Below are 13549 nucleotides of genomic sequence, written 5' to 3' on the forward strand. Positions count from 1 at the left end.
TCCTCGGCCGCCACCGGCCACGCCGGGACGGATTGGCCCTCACGGGTGGGCCCCCCACCCCACCCGTATCCGCCCCGCCACCCGCTCCGTTACCCATGCATGATCTCAACTCGACGCGCCCTCACCGCTGTCCTCCTCGCCGTCGGAGCCGCGGCCGCCGCCGCCCCCGTGGCCCAGGCCGCCGAACCCATCTCGCCCACCGGAACCCTCGACTCGCTGTCCACGATGGCGATTCCGGCGGACCAGCAGGGGCAGCTGCCCAGCACCGCGGAGCAGCTCTCCGGGCTCAACCACCTGAACGACCTGCACCAGGCCACCGACCTCGTGGCGCCGGTCACCGGCCTGCTCCCGGCGATCCAGTAACGCGAGAACGCACGACGAAGGCGGTGGACCGGGACCGGTCCACCGCCTTCGTCGTGCGTGGCGTACGGAACACCGTACGGAGAGGGGCGGTCGCGCGTCCCGGCGACCGCCCCTCAGTCCGTTCAGTGGTTCGCGGTGCCGTTCCCGGCGAGGACCGGGATGTCGCTCAGGACGTGCGAGAGCGGCTCGTCGCCCTTGGCCTGGGTGGAGTTCTCGGTGCACTGCTGGTTCTGCGGGGCCGACAGGACGGGGATGTCCTGGACAGAGACCGGGATGACGCCGACGAGCGAGCCGACGTTGGCCTTGGCCGGCAGGCCGACGCAGGGCTTGTTCAGGGAGCCCTGGACGAGACCGAGCTCCGGGCTCATGTCACCGGCGGTGGTGGAGTTGCCGTACGTCTGCGACGAGCCGTTGCCGCTGGTGGACGTCGTGCCGGTGTCGTCGCCGATGGCGAGCGCCGGCGAGGCGGCCACGGCCGAAAGACCGGCGACGGAAGCAGCGATCGTGGCGGCTGCGAAGAACTTCTTCATGGGGTGGTTCCCTTTCGATACGCGCGCTCCGGATGAGGAGCTACGTGTGGTCAACTGGATTGCATTCCGGGCAGTTGCGGACCGAAACCCGTTCGGACCATTCCCGCGCGAGCCAATCGCAGGAAATTCGGCACTGTGCGCGACCTCCCGAACATCCGGACGCGGTGGATCAAAAGGCTCGTACAGCTACCTGAATTTCCGGCCGGGGCCGGAACAGCGGACCGGGCCGCCGAAGTGGCGGCCCGATTCACACAACGGGTCCTCAGTTGTTGCCGACGCCGTTGCCGGCGAGGACCGGGATGTCGTCCAGAACGTGCGAGAGCGGCTCGTCGCCCTTGGCCTGGGTGGAGTTCTCGGTGCACTGCTGGTTCTGCGGCGCCGACAGGACGGGGATGTCCTGGACGGAGACCGGCACGACACCGACGAGGGAGCCGACGTTGGCCTTGGCCGGCAGGCCGATGCAGGGCTTGTTCAGGGAGCCCTGGATCAGCGCCATCTGCGGGCTCATGTTGCCGTACGTGGCGGAGTTGCCGTACGTCTGCGAGGCATTGTTGCCGCTCTCGGACGTCGTCCCACCGTCGTTGCCGACGGCCAGGGCCTGCGGGGCGGCGGCGGCCGCGACACCGACGAGAGAAGCGGTGGCCGCCGCGGCAGCCATGGCCTTCTTCAACATGAGGAAATTCCCCTTCTTAATTCCGTCTGGGAGCACTTGTATCAACTCCCCAACTCGCCATCGGTTGCTCACGTTCACTCGGACGGGGTTCCGATAATGAAATGAAAATCTCGCCAATGCGGGGTGTGTGGCCGGGCGCGGGCCTGTCCGATCGGGTGGATATGCGGAACCATTTCCGCCCTTCGCAGTTGCGCTCAGTGCAGTAACCGGTGCCCGTTAAGAAAAGGAAACAGAACCATGCTCAAGAAGGCCATGGCCGCCGCAGCGGTCGCCGTCTCCGTCGTCGGTGTCTCCGCCGCGGCCGCCCCGCAGGCGCTCGCCATCGGCGACGACCAGGGCACGATGTCGACCAGCGGCAACGGCTCGTCGCAGACGTACGGCACCTCCGAGACCGCCGGTGACATGAGCCCGCAGCTCGGTCTCGTCCAGGGCTCCCTGAACAAGCCCTGCGTCGGCCTGCCGGCCAAGGCCAACGTCGGCTCGCTCGTCGGCGTCATCCCGGTCTCTGTCCAGGACATCCCCGTCCTGTCGGCCCCGCAGAACCAGCAGTGCACCGAGAACTCCACCCAGGCCAAGGGCGACGAGTCGCTCTCGCACGTTCTGGACGACATCCCGGTCCTGGCCGGCAACGGTGCGCACAACGGCTGATCGGCCGCACCCGCACAAGGCTCGGGCCGCCGGCTTTCCTCTTCGCCGGCGGCCCGAGCTCTGTCATGGGGTGCCGGGCCGGAGGAGTCACGGGGCGCCCGGGTCGGGGGCCGCCCTCCCAACGGCGTGGAGCCGACGGCTGACAGGAGGGCAGCGCGGCCGATCTCATGACGGTCCTCAGTGGACCACCGGGCCTTCGTCCCGCGAGAACCGGTTCACCCGTTCGCTCACGACGTCACCCCAAAGGGGCTGCCGCGACGGCCAGTCACCCGTTCGGAGCCGCAACCCCTCGCACGGCCGTCCCGTTGCACCACGTGCCAGGCACCCGCGCTGGCCGAACAGAACGACCTCCAAGGAGCATGCTTCATGTCGCGTACCGCGAAGGCAGTCGTCTTTTCCGCAATGGCCGCCGCTGCCATGGCCGGCTCGGTCGGCGTCGCCGCCGCCGACTCCGGCGCGCAGGGCTCTGCCACTAACTCCCCCGGTGCTGCAGGTTCCCGTGCACCTGCCGGTCAACGCCTGCGGCAACACGGTCTCCGTCGTCGGCCTGCTGAACCCCGCGTTCGGCAGTACCTGCACCAACAACTGACGGGCACAGCCCGACTCTTCCGCAGCCGCCCCTCCCCGAGGGGCGGCTGCTCCGTTTCACGGCTCTTTTTCAGGGTTTTGCCGCGGCGCGGCACACCCACAGGTCGAGCTGCTCGTTGAACAAACAGAAGCGAATATTCCAAACCGACGACGCGAGTTGTCGAGGGAAGGCATAAACAATGAAGGTTCTGAAGACCGCTGCCGTTGTCGCCGGATCGATGGCGATTGTCGGTGCCGCCGCTCCGGCATTTGCCTCGGACCTCACTCCGATGAGCCTGAACGGCGCGGTGAACACGATCACCAGCCAGCCGACGCTCGACGTCGCGCCGGTGGACAGCAACCTGCTCGACCCGAAGAACGACGGGGGCGCCGTCAGCACCGTCTCGGGCGCCGTCGACGGGCTGAACGAGAGCGGTTCGGGCGCCGGCGCCGGCAGCGTGCTCGGCGGTCTCCCCGCCGGCAAGTAGGTCCCTCGCACATCGGGCCACGCGTCGAAGGCTGGTTCGGGGCCCCGGGTTCCCGAGTCAGCCTTCGGTATTTCATCCGCGGAATGCGTTCCGCCAAGCGAGTGAACCGCGGCAGGTGCGCCGACCGGGTCTGGCTAGGCTTCTTCGGTGACTTCAACAGTGAGCAGTGGCCCCGCATTTCGAGCAGCCGATCTGGGAACTCTGGCGGTCATCGCCTGGAGTGGAGAACACCCCGACGGGAAAGGCGACATTCCCTTTCTCCTCGCGTATTCCATGGGTGATTCCCCGGCAGGGCCCGAGGCAGCGGAAGCGGCCGTGCGAGGCCTCCTGGAGACCAACGGCCTCACCGTCGGCACCACCGTCCACGACGCGACGAGCCGGCCCCGGTTCCCCGTCTCCCTGCTGGTCGAGGCGGGCCAGGCCGTCGTCACCATGCCGCTCCTGAACGCCCAGTGCCCCGTGCCGCCCGAGTGGCTTGCGGCGGCGGAGGCCCGCAAGAGCGCGTACTTCCTGTTCACCACGCGCGTCTGGCCCACCGCGACCCCCGGGGCCCCGGTCACCGAGAAGGAGCTGGAGGAGTTCGCGGGCGACGAGGAGACCCTCATGGCCGCCGCGCACTGCGTGCTGCCCATCCGGCGCGTGCGCGCGTAGCGACCGGTGGGTTTTCCGGACGAGCCGACGGACACGCCCCCCGATGGCTCAATTCTCCCGGTTCGACATGGTGTGGCGGTGTGATTGGCCCGTCATATTCCCTCACCTCTCAAGGGAGCAACGATGCGTCTTCGCACCTTCGCGGCCGCGGCCGTGCTGGCCGGGACCGCTGTTATGGGATCCGCTGCCATGGCCTCCGCGGTGGACGGCCCGGGTGGCGCCAGCGCCACGGGCGTGGCCCAGAACAGCCCCGGCGTGCTGTCCGGGAACATCATCCAGGTTCCGGTCGATGTCCCGGTCAACGTGTGCGGCAACTCGCTCAACCTGATCGCCGCGCTCAACCCGGCGGCCGGCAACGTCTGCGCCAACAAGTAGGCAGCCGAGTCCGGTTCGGACGCACAGTGCCCGGGACGACTTCGGCCGTTCCGGGCACTGCCGTTCAGGCGTCGTCGCCCGGCGCCAGATCCCGCAGAGCGCGGTCGATGAGCCCTTCGAGGCGGCCCTCGCGCTCCGGCAGCATCCGCTCCGTACGGTCGAGAAACAGGCTCAACGCCTCGTGAGGAACGACGAGTTGGGGCTCACCGGGCGCGCTGCGCAGGTCCACGATGACCAGCCGGTCGCGGCCGGGAGCGCGATAGGGCGCGATGCGTACGTCGCCGTCGCCCGCCGCCCGTTCGAGCCCGTCCAGCAGCAGGTCCCGCGACAGCGGCCACAGCACGGACCCCGGAACGCCCGCCTCCGGGCCGCCCCAGGCCGTCACGGTGACGGCCAGCGGATCCGCCAGCCGGAACCGCAGCTCCACCTCGGCAGGGTGGAACAGGTCCTCGCCCCACCGGGCCACCGCCGCGATGACACCCACGAGTTCGTCCGGTGCGTCACCGGTGTCCGGCGCGTCACCGGAACCCGGTGTGATGTCGTCCGCATCCATACAGCGCCCCCGCCGCTTCTGGGCAACGCCGCGATTCTTGCGGCGCCCGTTGGCCCCTTCAACCAGATGGCTCGCGGAAGATCCGCCGAGATCTCAGACTGTGCAAACGCCCTGCTCGTCGCCGCCCTCACCGGGTCCCGCGAGGGCGCGGGCGAACGCGACGGCGCCCGTGCCGATCCGGTAGTGGCCCTCGGCGTGCTCGAGCCAGCCTTCGTGCGCGAGCGTGCGCAGCAGGTGGTACGTCGTCGCCAGCGGTACGTCGAGGAAGCGCGCGAGCCGCTTGGCGGTCAGCCCCTGCGGGTGCCCGGCCACCTCCGTCAGGACACGCAGGGCGCGCTCCACCGACTGGAGCCGGGTGCCGCCGGCGGTCCGCGGCTGCGCCATGTGTGTCCTCCTTCGGTGCCGTGCGGGCGTCGGGCGCCCCCCGTGGGCGTCCGACGTGTCATCACTGATCTTTGAAGATCCGGTACGTCCGATCACCGGCCACCGGGCCGCGTGCCGCGGGCCACCCGGGTTCGCAGGGGCGCCCATCCGGCCCTGGACGGGTGGGTCCGGCAGCTGATAGGGGCAGTCTTGAGCGACGCGACGCTCGTCATTGCGCAGGAGCCGCCCGCGGGGAGTCCGGGCGGACGGCGGGGGCTCGCGCGCCTGGTGACGTCACCGCTGCACGCCACGTTCCTGGTCCTGCTGGTCGTCGGCCTGGTGCGGACCGTCGTGGCGGGAGTGTCGGGGGAGCCGTGGCGCATCGGGGTGGGGGCGGCGCTCGGCCTCGTGTACTGCTTCGCGCCGCTCGCGGAACGCCGTTCGGGGGCCGACCCGGGCGCCCTGCGGCTCGCGAGCCGGGCCGACCCCTTCACCCTCGGCTGGCTGGCGGCCCTGTTCGGACTGTGGCTCTGGCTCGATCTGACGGGGACCCAGTTCCGGGTCCTGGTCGCCGCGCTGTACTTCGTCGTCCTGATGTTCCTGCCCCGGCTGCGCACGCTCGGGGTCGCGGTCGTCGCGGTCGCGGCGGCGATTGTCACGAGCCGGCGGGGGCCCTCGACCGTAGGCGACCAGGAGATGGTCGTCGCGGGTGCCTTCCTCGCCCTGCTCCTGGTCGTGCTCGCCTTCCGCAAGGAGGAGCGCCTGCGCGGCTCCGCCGAGGACGTCATCCGTCGGCTCCAGGACGGCCGCGGGCAGTTGGCGACGTCGCAGCGGCTGGCCGGGCAGGCGGACGAGCGGCGCCGGATGGCGGCCGAGGTCCATGACTCGATCGCCCAGTACCTCGCGGGAGTCAAGCTGCTCCTCGAAGGCGCGGAACGCACCCTGGCCGCCGCCCCCGCCAGGGCCGCGGAGGCGACGCACGCGGCCCTCGACCTGACCAACCTCGGCCTGCGCGAGGCACGCGTCCTCATCGACTCGGCGCACACGCGGCGCCCGGCGGGCACCCTCAACGGCACGCTCCCCGAAACGATCGAGAACCACCTCTCGGCGATGCGCCAGGCCCTCGCCGCGGGCTGGCACGTGGACGGCAGGCTCCCCTCCGCCCCCGGCGCCGAAGGCCCCCCGGAGCTCGCGTTCTACACTTCGGGCGAGCCCGGCCCGCTTCCGCCCGACGTGGAACACACCTTGCTGCGGCTCGCGCAGGAAGCGGTGTCCAACGCCCTGTGGCACGCGCGGCCGCACCAGGTCACCGCCACGCTGACGTACGAGCCGCAGGAGGTGACCATGACCGTCAGGGACGACGGCCGGGGCTTCGACCCCGCCCGGGTGCCCGACGACCGGCACGGACTGCGCTCCCTGCGCCACCGCGTCGAGGGCCTCGGCGGCACGTTCACGGTGGTGTCCCGCCCCGGCTCGGGCACGGAGCTGAGCGCCGGGCTGCGACGCGGGCCGACGGCGGGCGGCGTGGATGAGTGACGTAAGAGAGTGCACAGGTGAGTGACGTAAGCGGACGGCGTGATGAGTGACGTCCTGAGCGGCATACCCGAGGCGGCGGCCTCCGCCCGGAACGGCCGCGCCCGCCCCACCCGCGTCCTCGTCGTCGACGACCACCCCGCGCTGCGGATCGGCCTGCGCACCCTGCTCGCCACGGCCGACGACCTGTCGCCCGTGGCCGAGGCGGCGAACGCCGCCGACGCCCTGCGCGCGGCCCGCCGCCCCGAGGCCCCGGACATCGCCGTCGTCGACCTCGACCTGGGCGCCGGCATCGACGACGGCATCCGGCTCGTCCGCGAGCTGCGCGCGCTGAACCCCGCGCCCGCCGTCCTCATCCTCAGCGCCTACGTCACCGCGCAGACGGTGACCTCCGCGCTGCGGGCCGGCGCCACCGGATTCCTCGGCAAGGAGGCGTCCGCCGAATCGCTGCTCGCCGCGGTCCGCGCCGTCGCCCGCGGCGAGACCGTCCTCGGCCCCGGCGTCGCCCGCCACGCCCTGCCGGGGCCCCAGGGCAGCGTCCCCGTGCTGACACCCCGCGAGGCCGACCTGGTCCGCCTCGTCGCGGCCGGCCTCTCCAACCGCGAGATCGCCAGCCGCCGGGGCATCAGCCCGAGCACGGTCAAGAGCGCCCTCAGCGCCGTCTACACCAAGCTCGGCGCGGACAGCAGGGCGGCGGCGGTCGCGACGGCGTCCCGGCAGGGCCTGCTCACCGGCCCTCCGCCGCCGCTTTCCGGCGGACAGTCTGTCGCTCGATAGAGGGTGAGTGGGCCCGCCCGCCGTATCAGCGGAGGGCGGGACGGTCAGGACAAGATCACGGTGCCCCACGACGCGAGGCCCCGCTTTCCTGTCTCCCGGAGGTACTCACCCGTGGTCATCGTCATCGTGGTCGCCGCGCTCGCCCTGATCGCGGGGCTCGCGGCCAACCGATATCTGCGGCCGAGGCTGCTGGCCGAGGACGACGACACGGGCATGGCCGTCAAGGATCTCGTCGGCCCCCTGCTCACGCTGACCGTCCTGCTGCTGGCCTTCGTCCTGGTCACCGCCAACGGCTCGTACGGCAAGGCCGAGGTGGCCTCGCGCGGCGAGGCGCGCGCCGTGGACCAGCTCGTCGAGACCGCCGAGTACGCCCCCGAGAAGCAGCGGGCGGCCGTCCAGGCGGACTCCGTCTGCTATGCCCGTGCCGTCCGCGTCCAGGAGTGGCCCGCGATGTCCGACGGAAAGGGCTCGTCGGCGCCCAGCGTGTGGTCCACCGACCTCCGCCACACCTTCCGCGCCCTGGAGGGCGAACCGGTCTTCGGCATGCTCGTCAGCGCCGACCACAAGCGTTCCGAGGAGCGCGAGGAACGCCTCACGCAGGCGACCGCCAGCATCCCCAACGCCATCCTCTGGTTCCTGCTGGCGGTGCTGGCGGTGACGGTGGCGGCGCTCGGCATCTGCCTGCCGCGCAAGCACAACCGGGGGCAGCTCGCCGCGCTCACCCTGGTGACCGTGCTGCTGACCGCCACGCTGTGCATCATCCGCGACGTCGACCGCCCCTTCGGCGGCATCATCGACGTGCGGCCCACGGCCATCGCCGACGTGGAACGCCAGGCCACCCGCGACTTCCTCGCGCACGCCAAGCTCGCGGACATCCCCTGCGACAAGAAGGGCGACCGCACAGCGGAAAGCACCCGGCACTGATCTCCCGGTACCGGGTCCGATCCCGATCCTGATCAGTCGATGCTCGCCTTGGCCTGCGGGGTCACGGGCGGTACGTCGGGGTAGGGCCGCGGGTAGGGGGCGCCGATGCCGAAGTGGACGGCGAGGGCGTCGGCGAACGCCGCGGCGATACGGATCTCGCCGTTGGGGTTGGGGTGCGTGCCGTCCCAGGTGTGCTCGGGCGCGACGAACTCCGCGGCCGTCTCCGCGACCACCACCGGCTCGGCCGCGGTGTCCAGCTCCGCGGCCACGGCGCGCAGCCGGGCGTTGGAGGCGTCGACGCGCGCGGCGAACTCCGGTTCGTCCACCGCCTTCTGGCACTGCAGCACGGTGCCCATGGCGATGCCGAGGCCGGGACGGCCGCGCCGGGCGTTCGCGATGAACTCGCGCAGGTTCGCCTCGAACTGGGCCGGCTGGACGTCGAACCAGAACAGATCGTTGATGCCGAGGAGCACCAGCAGGTACGCGGGGTCGTGCTCGCGCGTCTTCGCCTCGATCTCGTCCTTCTCGGTGACGTACGGGCGGCCCCACTGCGCGTCGTGGTCCCGGTCGAACTCGGGGTCGGCGTACGTGTCGTCGTCGTCGCCCACCTCGGCGGTGCGGATGTTGTCGAGGGTGGCCTTCGGGCCGACGAGGTCGAGATCGACGTCCTGCTCGCGCAGGTGGTTCCAGAGGCGGTAGCGCCAGGTCCAGTCACCGCTGCTGCCGTGACTGATCGAATCGCCGACGATCATGATGTTGACGACGTGGCCGTTCTGGCCGGCCTGGTCGCTGGTGGGGACGGCGTCATGGGGCACGGCGGACTCCTCGTGTGCGGGTGTGCGTTGCCAGCCCGACCCGGGGACGTACCGCCGCAGCACACGGGCGGGCACACCCCCGATCAGGCAGTGATCGGGGAACTCGCCGCGCACCACCGCTCCGGCGGCCACGGCGACGTTCCGGCCCAGACGGGCGCCGGGCAGGATGACGGCGCCCGTGCCGATCCAGCAGCCGTCGCCGATGGACACCGGCCGGTTGCTCGGCGGCTGGCTGCCGATGGGCAGCCGGGGATCGGTGTACTGGTGGTTCTGGTCGGTGATGTAGACGTGCGGCGCGATGAAGACCTGGTCGCCGACGGTCACGGACTCGTGGGCCACGAGGTGCGACCCCCGGCCGACGACACAGCCCCGGCCGATGCGCAGGACCACGTCGGAGCCGAGGTCGAGGCCGGGGAGCAGTCCGGCCGTCATCGTCACCTGGCTCCCGACGAGCGTGCCGGACCCGATGGAGATCCACGGTTCACCGAAGAGACACCCCGGGGGAAACGCGATGCTCGCGCCCGCACCGAAGTGACTGAACCGCCGCCCGGCCGGGCTCGCACCCGTGATGGCCCCCGCATCCTTGGCCCACCCCCAGACGCGCCGCACCGCGACACCACCGAGGCCATGGGCACGCCGACGGACACCACGAGCGATCCGAGAGACACCTACCGTGATCGGGTCTGCCACGTGATCAGCGTAGGTATGGGGGGCGGGATGCGCGCGATGAGGGAGGGGCGGGTGGGGCTGCGGGGCCGCGGGGCCAGGGCGGGCGTCCGATGAGCGAGCGCCCGCGGCGTGCCGGGCCGACGGCGGCGCGGCTCGCCGTCCGGGCACCACGTCCCTGAGCAGCGCCGATCCTCAGCCGTGGACCCGGGGCTCCGCCGGGTAGGCAGGATCGTCGGGGCCACTCGGGTGGATCACCGGGCCCGTGCGCGCGCCAGGCCGTCTCCCGCGGGGCCACAGCGACCAGCATGCCGGTGTGATCATCGGACGCCGGGTCGGAAGGGCCGCACGCTCATCGAGGCTGCTGCTGGTCGGCTGCCTGCTGGCCGTGGGCTGCTGGTCGGCGGCCGGGCCCTCGGCCGCGGACGGCGCCACGGTCGATCTCGGTCTCGACGTCACGGTGAACACGCGGCCGGGTCTCGGCGCACTGAGCCCCGGCATCCGCACCGGCACCGCCGTCGTGAAGTCGTACCGCCTCAGCAACCACGGCAGCGCCGACCTCCACGACGTACGCGTACGCGATCCCGCGATGCCGGGCGCCCGCATCCGCTGCCCCGGCGGCCGTGACCGGGTGCCGCTGCTGACCGGTCAGCGCTCGGCGCGCTGCACGGCGACGGGGACCGCGCGCCCCGGCACGTGGATCGGCAAGGCCACGGCTGACGGGCGCCAACCGTATCTGCGCTCCACCGCACACGCGTCGGCGCGCTCCGGGTACGCCGGAGTGGGCGCCGCGCCGGCGCTCTCCGAGTCGGCGCGGGTGACGGGCCCGGACCGGGCGGTCATCCGCTACGCCGTGACCAACACCGGCAACCGCCCCCTCCAGCACGTCCGCGTCAGCGACCCGGAGTTCGCCGCGGACCGGATCGACTGCGGCGATCGCCGACCCGTCGTGCCCCGGCTCGCCGCGGGGGCGACGGCCGAGTGCACTGCCGAAGTACGGCGTGGCCCCGGCCGGTATCTCAGCCGGGGCCGGGCCGAGGGCAGCGATCTGCTGCGCACGCTGGACACCCGGGGCGCACGCGTGGCGGCGCCGCGCCTCGTGGCGCGCGCCGAGACGCACTTCACGCTGCCTGCCGCGCCGCCCACGAAGCCCACGAGCAACTCCCCGGCCCGGCGGCCACCGAAGGCCACCGCCCCCGTGCCCCGGCCGCCGGGCGGACCGCCCGAGGCGCTGGAGGAGCCACCCGCCCCCGTAGCACCGCCTGCCGCCGCACTGATGCCGCTCGCTCCGCCCCCACTGGGCGTGGCCCCGCCGGGAGTGGCCCCACCAGGGGTGCACCCCGTGACGCCCGGGAGGACGGAACGTCCGCCGACCGCCGCACACCCGCCGCCTCGCACGCCGGAACAGCCCACACCGCAAGGGCACACACCGGAACAGCACACCCTGCTCTCCCGCTTCGTCCGGCCGGACCACACCCCGACCGGCCTCGGCCTGATGACGGCGCTGTTCCTCGTCCTGCTGCCCGCCGCCGTCGCGGCCGCCGTGCTCGGCTCCCGTCGACACTGACCACCCGCCACCGCGCCGCAACGAGACCGGACCCCCGATGATCCAAAGCCTCGCCATCGTGCTGGGCGTCGCGCTGCTCGCCGCCGCGATCGTCCTGGTCAAACACCGCTTCTGGCCGCTCGGCCCGGACGACGAACCCCGCGAGGACGTCGCCGAGTACATCTCCATGATGGTCGGCGTGCTCTACGCCCTCGTTCTGGGCCTGGCGCTGGTCTCGGTCTGGGAAACCCACTCCAGCGCCGAGGACCACACCGCGACCGAGGCGAGCGCGGCCCACCAGATCCACCTGCTCGCAGCGGGCCTTCCCGAGGAACGGGCGGCCCGGATGCGCGAGGACATCGAGGCGTACGTCCGCAACGTCACGGACACCGAGTGGCCCGCCATGGCACGTGGCGCCGACCCGGACCCGGCGGGCTGGCGCGTCCTCGAACGGGTCCGCGCGGCGGGCCAGGTCCCGGCCGACGCCACACCCGCCCAACAGGCCACGGGACTGGAGACGTTGGCCCAGCTGAGCGCCCTGGACGAGGCCCGTCGCGGTCGCGAGGCCGACACGGAGGAACGCCTCTCCCCGGTGATCTGGTTCGGCCTGATCGTCGGCGGCGTGCTCACCATCGCCTTCATGTTCATGTTCGGCGTCAAACGCAGCTTCACCCACGTCGTGATGGTGATGGGCCTGTCCGCCCTCATCACGTTCACGGTGCTCCTCATCTACCAGCTCAACAGCCCGTTCAGCGGCCTGTTCGCCGTCGACCCGGAAGCCTTCACCCGCAACTTCCGAACCTGATCCACACCCAGCTGGACCCTCAACACAAATCAGGCCCGGTTCTCCGAAAAGGAGAACCGGGCCTGACCTGCTGTTTTGGCTGTCGGGGTGGCGGGATTTGAACCCACGACCTCTTCGTCCCGAACGAAGCGCGCTGCCAAGCTGCGCCACACCCCGATGTCGTTGTTCCGGTCTCTGCTGTTCTGCAGGTCGCGGCGACGTCGTTTACTTTAGCGGACTGTCGGCCTGAGACGAAATCCGGTTTTCGGCGGTCCTGTGCGCAGGGCCTCAGAGGGCCGACGGCGCCAGCGTCAGGAGGGTCGCCTCGGGCGGGCAGGCGAAGCGGACCGGGGTGTAGCGGTTGGTGCCGCAGCCCGCCGAGACGTGGAGGTAGGACGTGTTGCCCTCCGCCTCGTGCGTGGACAGGCCCTTCACGCGGTCCGTGTCCAGGTCGCAGTTGGTGACGAGGGCCCCGTAGAAGGGGATGCAGAGCTGGCCGCCGTGCGTGTGGCCCGCGAGGACCAGGGGGTAGCCGTCCGCGGTGAAGGCGTCCAGGGCGCGCAGGTACGGGGCGTGCACCACGCCCATCGAGAAGTCCGGGCCCGCCACGGGGCCGCCGGCCACCTCCGCGTACCGGTCGCGCTTGATGTGCGGGTCGTCCAGGCCGGTGAGGCCGATCTCCACGCCCGCCACCTTCAGCGAGCCCCGCGTGTTCGTGAGGTTCAGCCAGCCCGCCGCGTCGAAGCCGTCGCGCAGGTCCTCCCACGGGTTGTGGATGGCGCCGACGACGGGAGCGTTGCCGTTCAGGCCGTGCTTGCCCGAGAGCTGCTGCTTCAGGTAGCGGGCCGGGTTGAGCAGCTTGGGGCCGTAGTAGTCGTTGGACCCGAAGACGTACGCGCCGGGGAACTCCATCAGCGGGCCGAGCGCGTCGAGGACCTCGGGGACGCCCTCCGTGTCGGACAGGTTGTCGCCCGTGTTGATGACGAAGTCGGGGCGCAGACCGGCCAGCGACTGGAGCCAGCGCCGCTTCTTGTTCTGCCCGCTCACCATGTGGATGTCGGAGACCTGGAGGACCCGCATCGGGCGCATTCCCGCAGGCAGTACGGGGATCGTGACCCGTCGCAGGCGGAAGGAGCGGGCCTCGAAGCCCGCCGAGTAGATCAGCCCGGCGGCACCCGCCGCCGCGATGCCGGCCGTCACCTTCAGGGGGGTCTTCAGCGAAGTCTTCAGGGGAGTCCCGTATCGAGCGCGCATGAGCCCCATCGTGTCAGACCCGCACCGCAGCGGAAATCG

The 13549-nt window shown here is 71.6% G+C and carries 16 protein-coding genes, 1 tRNA gene and 1 pseudogene; 11 read left to right on the forward strand and 7 right to left on the reverse strand.

All coding sequences use genetic code 11. From position 1 onward, the window contains the following. Nucleotides 1-99: 99 nt before the first annotated feature. Nucleotides 100-363, forward strand: coding sequence for a hypothetical protein (locus ACP4E5_RS24570; RefSeq protein ID WP_425832133.1), 264 nt, complete (start codon nt 100-102; stop codon nt 361-363). Nucleotides 364-485: 122 nt separating this feature from the next. On the opposite strand, the gene ACP4E5_RS24575 is transcribed toward ACP4E5_RS24570, so the two are convergent. Together ACP4E5_RS24575 and ACP4E5_RS24580 are read right to left on the reverse strand one after the other, a co-directional pair. Then, nucleotides 486-893, reverse strand: a complete 408-nt coding sequence (locus ACP4E5_RS24575) for a rodlin (protein ID WP_425832135.1) — start codon at nt 891-893, stop codon at nt 486-488. Between the two features lie 262 nt (nt 894-1155). Then, nucleotides 1156-1566: a rodlin gene (locus ACP4E5_RS24580; protein ID WP_425832137.1), complete on the reverse strand. Its 411-nt coding sequence runs from the start codon at nt 1564-1566 to the stop codon at nt 1156-1158. A gap of 237 nt (nt 1567-1803) precedes the next feature. On the opposite strand from ACP4E5_RS24580, the gene ACP4E5_RS24585 reads away from it, so the two are divergent. From ACP4E5_RS24585 to ACP4E5_RS24605, 5 genes and pseudogenes are all read left to right on the forward strand, one after another. Beyond that, on the forward strand, nt 1804-2214 hold the full coding sequence (locus ACP4E5_RS24585; protein ID WP_425832139.1) for a rodlin: 411 nt from the start codon (nt 1804-1806) through the stop codon (nt 2212-2214). Between the two features lie 366 nt (nt 2215-2580). Next, nucleotides 2581-2803: pseudogene (locus ACP4E5_RS24590) on the forward strand (chaplin). A gap of 178 nt (nt 2804-2981) precedes the next feature. Next, complete coding sequence (locus tag ACP4E5_RS24595; protein WP_425832141.1) at nt 2982-3269, forward strand: hypothetical protein; 288 nt, start codon at nt 2982-2984, stop codon at nt 3267-3269. A gap of 147 nt (nt 3270-3416) precedes the next feature. Further along, nucleotides 3417-3920 carry a DUF5949 family protein gene (locus tag ACP4E5_RS24600; protein ID WP_425832143.1) on the forward strand — a complete coding sequence of 168 codons (504 nt, stop codon included), beginning with the start codon at nt 3417-3419 and terminating at the stop codon, nt 3918-3920. Between the two features lie 123 nt (nt 3921-4043). Beyond that, on the forward strand, nt 4044-4295 hold the full coding sequence (locus ACP4E5_RS24605; RefSeq protein WP_425832145.1) for a chaplin: 252 nt from the start codon (nt 4044-4046) through the stop codon (nt 4293-4295). A 64-nt stretch (nt 4296-4359) separates the two neighbouring features. On the opposite strand, the gene ACP4E5_RS24610 is transcribed toward ACP4E5_RS24605, so the two are convergent. Together ACP4E5_RS24610 and ACP4E5_RS24615 are read right to left on the reverse strand one after the other, a co-directional pair. Further along, complete coding sequence (locus ACP4E5_RS24610) at nt 4360-4848, reverse strand: SsgA family sporulation/cell division regulator (RefSeq protein WP_425832147.1); 489 nt, start codon at nt 4846-4848, stop codon at nt 4360-4362. A gap of 93 nt (nt 4849-4941) precedes the next feature. Beyond that, a complete protein-coding gene (locus tag ACP4E5_RS24615; RefSeq protein WP_425832149.1) occupies nt 4942-5232 on the reverse strand; it encodes a helix-turn-helix domain-containing protein in 291 nt (96 codons plus the stop codon). A 189-nt stretch (nt 5233-5421) separates the two neighbouring features. Here ACP4E5_RS24615 and ACP4E5_RS24620 point away from each other — a divergent pair, with 189 nt between their 5' ends. The 3 genes from ACP4E5_RS24620 (at nt 5422) to ACP4E5_RS24630 (ending at nt 8445) form a co-directional block, all read left to right on the forward strand. Continuing rightward, nucleotides 5422-6747, forward strand: coding sequence for a sensor histidine kinase (locus ACP4E5_RS24620; RefSeq protein WP_425832151.1), 1326 nt, complete (start codon nt 5422-5424; stop codon nt 6745-6747). A 42-nt stretch (nt 6748-6789) separates the two neighbouring features. Next, nucleotides 6790-7521: a response regulator gene (locus ACP4E5_RS24625; protein WP_425832153.1), complete on the forward strand. Its 732-nt coding sequence runs from the start codon at nt 6790-6792 to the stop codon at nt 7519-7521. Nucleotides 7522-7632: 111 nt separating this feature from the next. Continuing rightward, nucleotides 7633-8445 carry a bestrophin-like domain gene (locus ACP4E5_RS24630; protein ID WP_425832155.1) on the forward strand — a complete coding sequence of 271 codons (813 nt, stop codon included), beginning with the start codon at nt 7633-7635 and terminating at the stop codon, nt 8443-8445. A 32-nt stretch (nt 8446-8477) separates the two neighbouring features. Here the strand turns inward: ACP4E5_RS24630 and ACP4E5_RS24635 are convergent, their stop codons facing one another. Further along, a complete protein-coding gene (locus ACP4E5_RS24635; RefSeq protein WP_425832157.1) occupies nt 8478-9950 on the reverse strand; it encodes a GDSL-type esterase/lipase family protein in 1473 nt (490 codons plus the stop codon). A 292-nt stretch (nt 9951-10242) separates the two neighbouring features. Between ACP4E5_RS24635 and ACP4E5_RS24640 the strand changes: the two genes are divergently transcribed. Then, nucleotides 10243-11493 (forward strand): hypothetical protein, encoded by a 1251-nt coding sequence (locus tag ACP4E5_RS24640; RefSeq protein WP_425832159.1) that lies wholly within the window; start codon nt 10243-10245, stop codon nt 11491-11493. A 37-nt stretch (nt 11494-11530) separates the two neighbouring features. Next, complete coding sequence (locus tag ACP4E5_RS24645) at nt 11531-12277, forward strand: bestrophin-like domain (protein WP_425832161.1); 747 nt, start codon at nt 11531-11533, stop codon at nt 12275-12277. 82 nt (nt 12278-12359) lie between these two features. On the opposite strand, the gene ACP4E5_RS24650 is transcribed toward ACP4E5_RS24645, so the two are convergent. After that, nucleotides 12360-12433: transfer RNA gene (locus ACP4E5_RS24650), tRNA-Pro, on the reverse strand. A 111-nt stretch (nt 12434-12544) separates the two neighbouring features. After that, complete coding sequence (locus ACP4E5_RS24655) at nt 12545-13510, reverse strand: metallophosphoesterase (RefSeq protein WP_425832163.1); 966 nt, start codon at nt 13508-13510, stop codon at nt 12545-12547. Nucleotides 13511-13549 lie beyond the last annotated feature (39 nt).

Origin of the sequence: Streptomyces fractus (assembly GCF_049844455.1) — a bacterium.
Classification (GTDB): domain Bacteria; phylum Actinomycetota; class Actinomycetes; order Streptomycetales; family Streptomycetaceae; genus Streptomyces; species Streptomyces fractus.